General features: G+C 68.1%; 7 protein-coding genes and 1 pseudogene. 2 read left to right on the forward strand and 6 right to left on the reverse strand.

Annotated elements, in window-relative coordinates; all coding sequences use genetic code 11:
• Positions 1-308: pseudogene (locus B551_RS11685) on the reverse strand (SPOR domain-containing protein); the annotation flags it as partial.
• 109 nt (positions 309-417) lie between these two features.
• A complete protein-coding gene (gene argS, locus B551_RS11690; RefSeq protein ID WP_006579442.1) occupies positions 418-2,205 on the reverse strand; it encodes an arginine--tRNA ligase in 1,788 nt (595 codons plus the stop codon).
• 225 nt (positions 2,206-2,430) lie between these two features.
• Here argS and B551_RS11695 point away from each other — a divergent pair, with 225 nt between their 5' ends.
• Positions 2,431-2,763, forward strand: coding sequence for a DUF1840 domain-containing protein (locus tag B551_RS11695; protein ID WP_023264145.1), 333 nt, complete (start codon positions 2,431-2,433; stop codon positions 2,761-2,763).
• A gap of 211 nt (positions 2,764-2,974) precedes the next feature.
• Here the strand turns inward: B551_RS11695 and B551_RS11700 are convergent, their stop codons facing one another.
• From B551_RS11700 to B551_RS25355, 4 genes are all read right to left on the reverse strand, one after another.
• Positions 2,975-3,568: a bacterioferritin gene (locus B551_RS11700; RefSeq protein WP_006579440.1), complete on the reverse strand. Its 594-nt coding sequence runs from the start codon at positions 3,566-3,568 to the stop codon at positions 2,975-2,977.
• 108 nt (positions 3,569-3,676) lie between these two features.
• On the reverse strand, positions 3,677-4,138 hold the full coding sequence (locus B551_RS11705; RefSeq protein ID WP_023264146.1) for a DUF883 family protein: 462 nt from the start codon (positions 4,136-4,138) through the stop codon (positions 3,677-3,679).
• A gap of 143 nt (positions 4,139-4,281) precedes the next feature.
• Positions 4,282-4,449 (reverse strand): DUF1328 domain-containing protein, encoded by a 168-nt coding sequence (locus tag B551_RS25570; protein WP_006579618.1) that lies wholly within the window; start codon positions 4,447-4,449, stop codon positions 4,282-4,284.
• Between the two features lie 81 nt (positions 4,450-4,530).
• On the reverse strand, positions 4,531-4,704 hold the full coding sequence (locus tag B551_RS25355) for a DUF1328 family protein (RefSeq protein ID WP_006579617.1): 174 nt from the start codon (positions 4,702-4,704) through the stop codon (positions 4,531-4,533).
• 272 nt (positions 4,705-4,976) lie between these two features.
• On the opposite strand from B551_RS25355, the gene B551_RS11720 reads away from it, so the two are divergent.
• On the forward strand, positions 4,977-6,417 hold a 1,441-nt coding region (locus tag B551_RS11720), incomplete at its 3' end, for a CHASE3 domain-containing protein (protein WP_023264148.1).

Raw genomic sequence — 6,417 nt, forward strand, 5'->3', positions numbered from 1 at the left:
GGGCTCCCGATGCGCCGGCTCCGCGGGCGGGCCGACCGGCTTGGGCGGGGTCTTGCTCCACAGCGGCTTGTTCGGGTCCGACGGCGCCTCCGCACCGGCGACGGCAGCGTCCCGACCACGTTGCCGGATTCGGCCGGCTTGGGCGTGCCCTTGCGCTGAAACGGCGTCGGCGCCTTGGTGATATACAGCGCCACCACCACCGCGATCGCCAGGCCGATGATCAGGCCGAGCACCAGGCCGAGAAACGTACCCCCGCGCTGCTGGGCGCGGCTGGCCTTGCGCGGGGCACGCTTGCGTTGCTGTTGCATGGAGTCCTCTTGGATATTGCCGGAAGATTATAGAGCCAGTGCCGGGCCGGGCGGCCCGGTCACCGCGGCCTGCGGACGGTGAGGACACCGGCAGGCCGCGCTGCCCCCCTTACATGCGCTGCGGCGCGGACACGCCGATCACCGCGAGGCCGTTGCGCAGCACCTGGCGGGTCGCCGCCAGCAGCGCGAGCCGCGCCAGCTTGACCGGCTCGTCGTCGACCAGCACGCGGTCGGCGTTGTAGAAGGCATGGAAGTCGCCGGCCAGGTCGCGCAGATAGAAGGCGACCGCATGCGGCGCCAGCTCGTTGGCGGCCTGGGCCAGCATCTCGGGGAATTCGGCCAGCCGCTGTCCCAGCGCCAGCGCCTGCGGGCTCGCCGCGGCGCCGGTCACCGCCTCCAGGTCGGCCCCCGCCAGCTCGGCCAGGCGCTCCTGCCACCCCTCGCCGCCCCACGACTCGAAGATCGAGCAGATGCGGGCGTGCGCGTACTGGACGTAGTACACCGGGTTCTCGTCGTTCTGCTTGAGCGCCAGGTCGACGTCGAAGACGAACTCGGTATCGGCCTTGCGCGACAGCAGGAAAAAGCGGACCGCGTCGCGGCCGCGCGTGAAGTGGGCCGGCCAGTCGGCCACGCCCGTCTCCAGGCAGCCGCGGATGGTCTCGTCGCCGCCATTGCTCCATTCGATCAGGTCACGCACCGTGACATACGAACCGGCGCGCTTGGAGATCTTGACCTCCTCGCCGTTCTTCATCACGGTGACCATCTTGTGCAGCACGTAGTCGGGATAGCCGGCCGGGATGCCGATTTCCAGCCCCTGCAGGCCTGCCCGCACGCGCGCAATGGTGCCGTGGTGGTCGCTGCCCTGCACGTTGATGACCTTGTGGAAGCCGCGCTGCCACTTGGTGGTGTGATAGGCGACGTCCGGCACGAAATAGGTATAGCTGCCATCGCCCTTGCGCATCACCCGGTCCTTGTCGTCGCCGTCTTCGGTGGTGCGCAGCCACAGCGCGCCTTCGCTCTCGTAGGTCTTGCCCTTGGCGATCAGCGTGCGCACGGCCTCTTCGACCTTGCCGTCGGTGTACAGCGACGACTCCAGGTAGTAGCGGTCGAACTTGACGCCGAACGCCTGCAGGTCGATGTCCTGCTCGTTGCGCAGGTAGGTGACGGCGAACTTGCGGATCGAGTCCAGATCCTCGACGTCGCCGGAGGCGGTCACCGGCTCGCCGTCGGAGGCGCGCACGGTCTTGCCGGCGAGGAAATCGGCGGCGATGTCGGCGATGTAGTCGCCGTTGTAGGCGGCCTCTGGCCAGCCGGCCTCGCCCGGCTTCAGGCCGCGGGCGCGCGCCTGCACCGAGATCGCGAGGTTCTGGATCTGCACGCCGGCGTCGTTGTAGTAGAACTCGCGGTGCACGGCGTAGCCCTGCCACGACAGCAGGTTGGCGAGCGCGTCGCCCAGCGCGGCCTGGCGGCCGTGGCCGACGTGCAGCGGGCCGGTCGGGTTGGCCGACACGAACTCGACCAGTACCTGGCCGCGCGCGCCCTGCTGCTGGGCGCCATAGCCATCGCCCTGCTGCAGCACCGCGCGCAGCGTCTCGGCTTTGGCCGCCGGGGTCAGCCGCAGGTTGATGAAGCCCGGGCCGGCGATCTCCAGGCTTGCCACCAGCGAGGCGGTACGCGCATCGGCCTTCACCGCGTCGACGATCTGCTGCGCCAGCTCGCGCGGATTGCGCTTGAGCGTGCGGGCCACCTGCATCGCCAGATTGCAGGCGAGATCGCCGTGGGCGGCCACCTTGGGCCGTTCGAAGGCGACAGCGGGCAGCACGGCATCGGCCGGCGCCAGCGCGCGTACCGCATCGGTGAACGCGGCGGCAAGTTTGGAGGTCTGAACAGGCAGCATGAATGTCTGGGCCCGCGCGCCACACAGGACCGCGATGGCTTCGGCCATAGTGGCGGTGCCGTCACCGGCAGCGTGGCGATGCCGCAGCGCGGCACGGGCAATCGATTGCAGAACGCGGATTTTATCAGGTGCTATGCTGACATCATCCGCAGGAGCCAGTCGGCCGGCTCCCGGCACGCCGGAGCAGGACGGCTACCATCCCAACATGGCTGACAAGGAACCACCATGCTGATCACCTTCAAATCCCACGCGGCGCAAGACCTGATCATGATGAACGATCTCGCCGTCACGTTGCTCGGCATCATCGGCAAGCACGTCGGCGAGCGCGGGGTGATCACCAAGGAAGAGCTGCCGCGCGCGATCCACCGGCTCGAGGCCGCGGTGATGCAGGCAAAGCAGTCCCCGGCGCAGAGCCAGCTGCCCGAGGAACAGCGCGGCAAGGGCGACGACTACGACGACGACGAAGAGCCGCTGCACCTGGGACAGCGCGCCTATCCCTTCCTGGACATGCTGCGGGCCTCGCAGCGCGAGGGCTGCGACGTGTTGTGGGGCGTCTGACGCAAGTCAGGCGTTCCCCCCTCCCCAAAAAAAACAGCCCGGCCGCTGGGGGCGGACCGGGCACCGGACCAGGGGGGATCCGAAGGGGGGTACTGCGATATTGCGGCGTCGGGGGAGGCACCGCAATTCCTTGTCCGGCGCCGTCGATGACGACATCGGCAGCGCCGGCGACATTCTTGATGGCGGCATGCGCCACCTCTGAGCGCGACCGCTATTCCTTGCTGAGCATGTCGGCCAGTTCGTCGGCGTGCTCCTCCTCGACCGCGAGGATCTCCTCGAGGATGCGCCGCGTGGTCGGGTCGCGCTCGCCCATGTACTGGATCATCTCGCGATAGCTCTCGATTGCGATCCGTTCGGCGATCAGGTTCTCGCGGATCATGTCGGTCAGCCCGTTGGGCGCGACATATTCCGAATGGCTGCGCGCCGACAGACCGTCGGGCGAAAAATCCGGCTCGCCGCCCAGCTGCACGATGCGCGCGGCGATGCGGTCGGCGTGCGCCTGCTCTTCATCGGCATGGACCTTGAACTCGGCCGCGATCGGCTCGGCGTGGATGCCCTTGGCCATGAAGTGGTGGCGCCGATAGCGCAGCACGCAGACCAGCTCGGTGGCCAGCGCCTCGTTCAGCAGCTTGAGCACGGTCGCACGGTCCGCGTCGTAGTTTTCGGTGACCGCGCCGTCCTCGATATGTTTGCGGGCACGTGCGCGGATGGTGGCGACATCCGACAGAAAGCCCTGGGTCGGCCCCTTGCCGGCGGAGGAGGCATCGGTGCGGGAAGAGGCGGCGCCCGTGGTCTGGGTGTCCATGTGTGCGGTTCTCCTGTCAGGTTGCTTTGTGGGGTTCGGGCCGGAGGTGCGTTGCCTCCGTTGCCGTCGCTGGTTGCCGCGGCTCGGCTTGCGTCGCCGGGTTGGCCCTCAGTTGCCGTCGTAGTGGCCGTCCTCGCTGCGGCGGCGGCTGCTGCCGCCCACCAGCAGCAGCGCGGCGATCGCACCGACAGCCGCGGCGATCGCGATGGCGCGGAACGGCGACTCGGCGACGCGATGCTGCACGCCGACGACGGCCTGGTCGACGCGCTCGCGGGCACGTCCCGCGCTCTGCATCGTGGCCTCGCGTGCCTGGTCGGCCAGCATGCGCGCCCGCGTCTGCAGCCGGCGGCTGGCCTGCGCGGCCTCGGACGAGCCTTCGCGCGCCAGCACCTCGATCGTGTGTTCCAGTGCCGAGATCAGTCCCCTCACCTCGTCCACCACCGGCGTGGCGGCCTCGCGCGCGGCGCCGCTGGTATCGCGGGCGGCATGGCGCAGCTGGCGCACCGTATCGCTGGCGCAATCGGCAAGATGGCGGACTTCCTTCTTCACCTTCGGATTGTGGGTCAGCATGGGACTCTCCTTAAGACGCGCGTCGGCCAACGCGCGGCGCGACGCGCCGCGCTTGGCCGACGCAATGCAGGCGACCTGGCGCAGGGCCGGCCGACGGATCGACGGGCCATCGTCGGCCCGTTCATCGGCCGCTCATCGACCGTTCATCGGCCTTTGCGGACCAGGCTCATGACGAAGGTCACCAGCGCCACTACCAGGAAGATGAAGAACAGGATCTTCGCGATCTCGACCGCGCCGGCAGCGATGCCGCCAAAGCCGAACACGGCGGCGACCAGGGCGATGATGAAAAAGACCAGTGCGTAGTAAAGCATGGTGAAACTCCCCTAGATGGATCGAACTGCCTCAGCACAACGGCGCGTGAAAACGCGAGCGGTGGATCGTCGGGTAGGCCGTCATTTGACCGACTTGAAGATCGTTACCCCAAGCACCAGGAACAGCACGAACAGAATCAGGAACAGGAAGAACAGAACCTTGGCGATGCCCGCCGCGCCCGCCGCGATGCCGGTGAAACCGAGCAGTCCCGCGACGATGGAAATCACGGCAAAGATCAGCGCCCATTTCAGCATGGTGTTTCTCCTGTTCTCGCGGCTCGGTGCTTCGGTGCGCCAGGCCATGCAAGCATGGTAGGAATCGCCACTTCGGCGAGGCACCGACCTTGCACCGATTCCCCTGTCAGCGGTTTCCTACAGCTCCGGCGCGGCGCCAGGTCTCGTGCGAAGCACCGCCTTGCGAAGCCTCCGGGCGGGTCCGTGGATCGGTTGACCGGGCGCAACCGTTGTGATTCCATCGGCGCAGTCACCGCGCGCGACCGCGAGCGCGCAATCCAGGAAATTCCATCATGTTGAAGCTATCGTCGTTGCGGTCCACCGTGCTGCTCGCGGGTGGCATCCTGCTCACGGTGGTCGTGCTGATCGCCTCGGAGGCCGGCAATATCCGGCTGCGCCAGGGGTATTCGCAAGTCATCCGCTCGCAGAACGTGCAGAGCGACATCAGCGCGCTGCTGGCCGAACTGGTCAACGCCGAGGCGGGCCAGCGCGGCTACCTGCTGACCGGCAAGGAAAGCTATCTGGAGCCGTACCATCGCGCGATCCCGCGCATCAACACGCTGATGAACGACATCCGCAACCGCTTCGCCGACGACCCCGAGGCGTTGAAGCAGTTCGGCGAGGCGTCGCTGCTGATCAGCCGCAAGCTGACGGAAATGGAGCTGACGCTGATCTACGGCAAGCGCGATGTCGAGGTCGCGCTCGATCTGATCCGCACCGACTTCGGCAAGCAGACGATGGAGAAGGCGCGGCTCGGCCTGGAGACGCTGCGCGCGCGCTCCGCCGCGTCGGTGTCGCGCAATCTCGAGAACGCCGACCGCGACATCAACCTGTCGCGCTACGGCATCGGCCTGCTGACCGCGATCAACATCGTGCTGCTGGTCATCGTCGGCTTCCAGCATTCGCGCCGGCTGGCGGTGTCGGAGGCCGCGCGCAGCGAGCTCGAGGAGGAAAGCGCGCGGCTGGACCGCATGGTGCGCGCGCGCACGCGCCAGTTGTCGGCGCTGGCCTCGCACCTGCAGCGCGTCACCGAGGATGAGAAGACGCGGCTGGCGCGCGAGCTGCACGACGAACTCGGCGCGATCCTGACCGCCACCAAGCTCGACATGCACTGGATCCGCCGGCGCCTGCAGAACGACTATCCCGAGATCCAGGAAAAGATCACGCGCGTGATGCTGCATGTGGACCAGGGCATCCAGATCAAGCGCCGGCTGATCGAGGACCTGCGCCCCACCGTGCTGCTGAACCTCGGCCTGAAGGAAGCGATCGCCCAGCTGGTCGAGGAAGTCGGCACGCGCAACCACTGGCAGACCGAGGTCGAGCTCGATCCGTCGGTGCCGCCGCTGCGCGATGCCGCCGCCATCGCGCTGTACCGCATCGTGCAGGAGTCGCTGACCAACGCGACCAAGTACGCGGAAGCGAGCCGCGTGTCGGTCGCGCTGACCCGCACCGACGATCATCTGCTGCTGAAGGTCAGCGACAACGGCCGCGGCCTGCCGGCCGATATCGAGACGCGCCGCACCTCGGGCCACCATGGCCTGCTCGGCATGGAGCAGCGCGTGATCGCGCTGGGCGGCACGCTGCAGATCGATTCGACGCCCGGGGCAGGCGTCACGATCCGTGTCGAGGTGCCGCTGACCGACGCCGTGGTGGCCCCGCCGCCGTCGCTGGACGAGGACGACGCGCCGCTGCCGCACGAACTGCCGATGGCGGCGCCGGCGCAGGCGGAAGCGA

This window comes from Cupriavidus sp. HPC(L) (genome assembly GCF_000307735.3).
Classification (GTDB): domain Bacteria; phylum Pseudomonadota; class Gammaproteobacteria; order Burkholderiales; family Burkholderiaceae; genus Cupriavidus.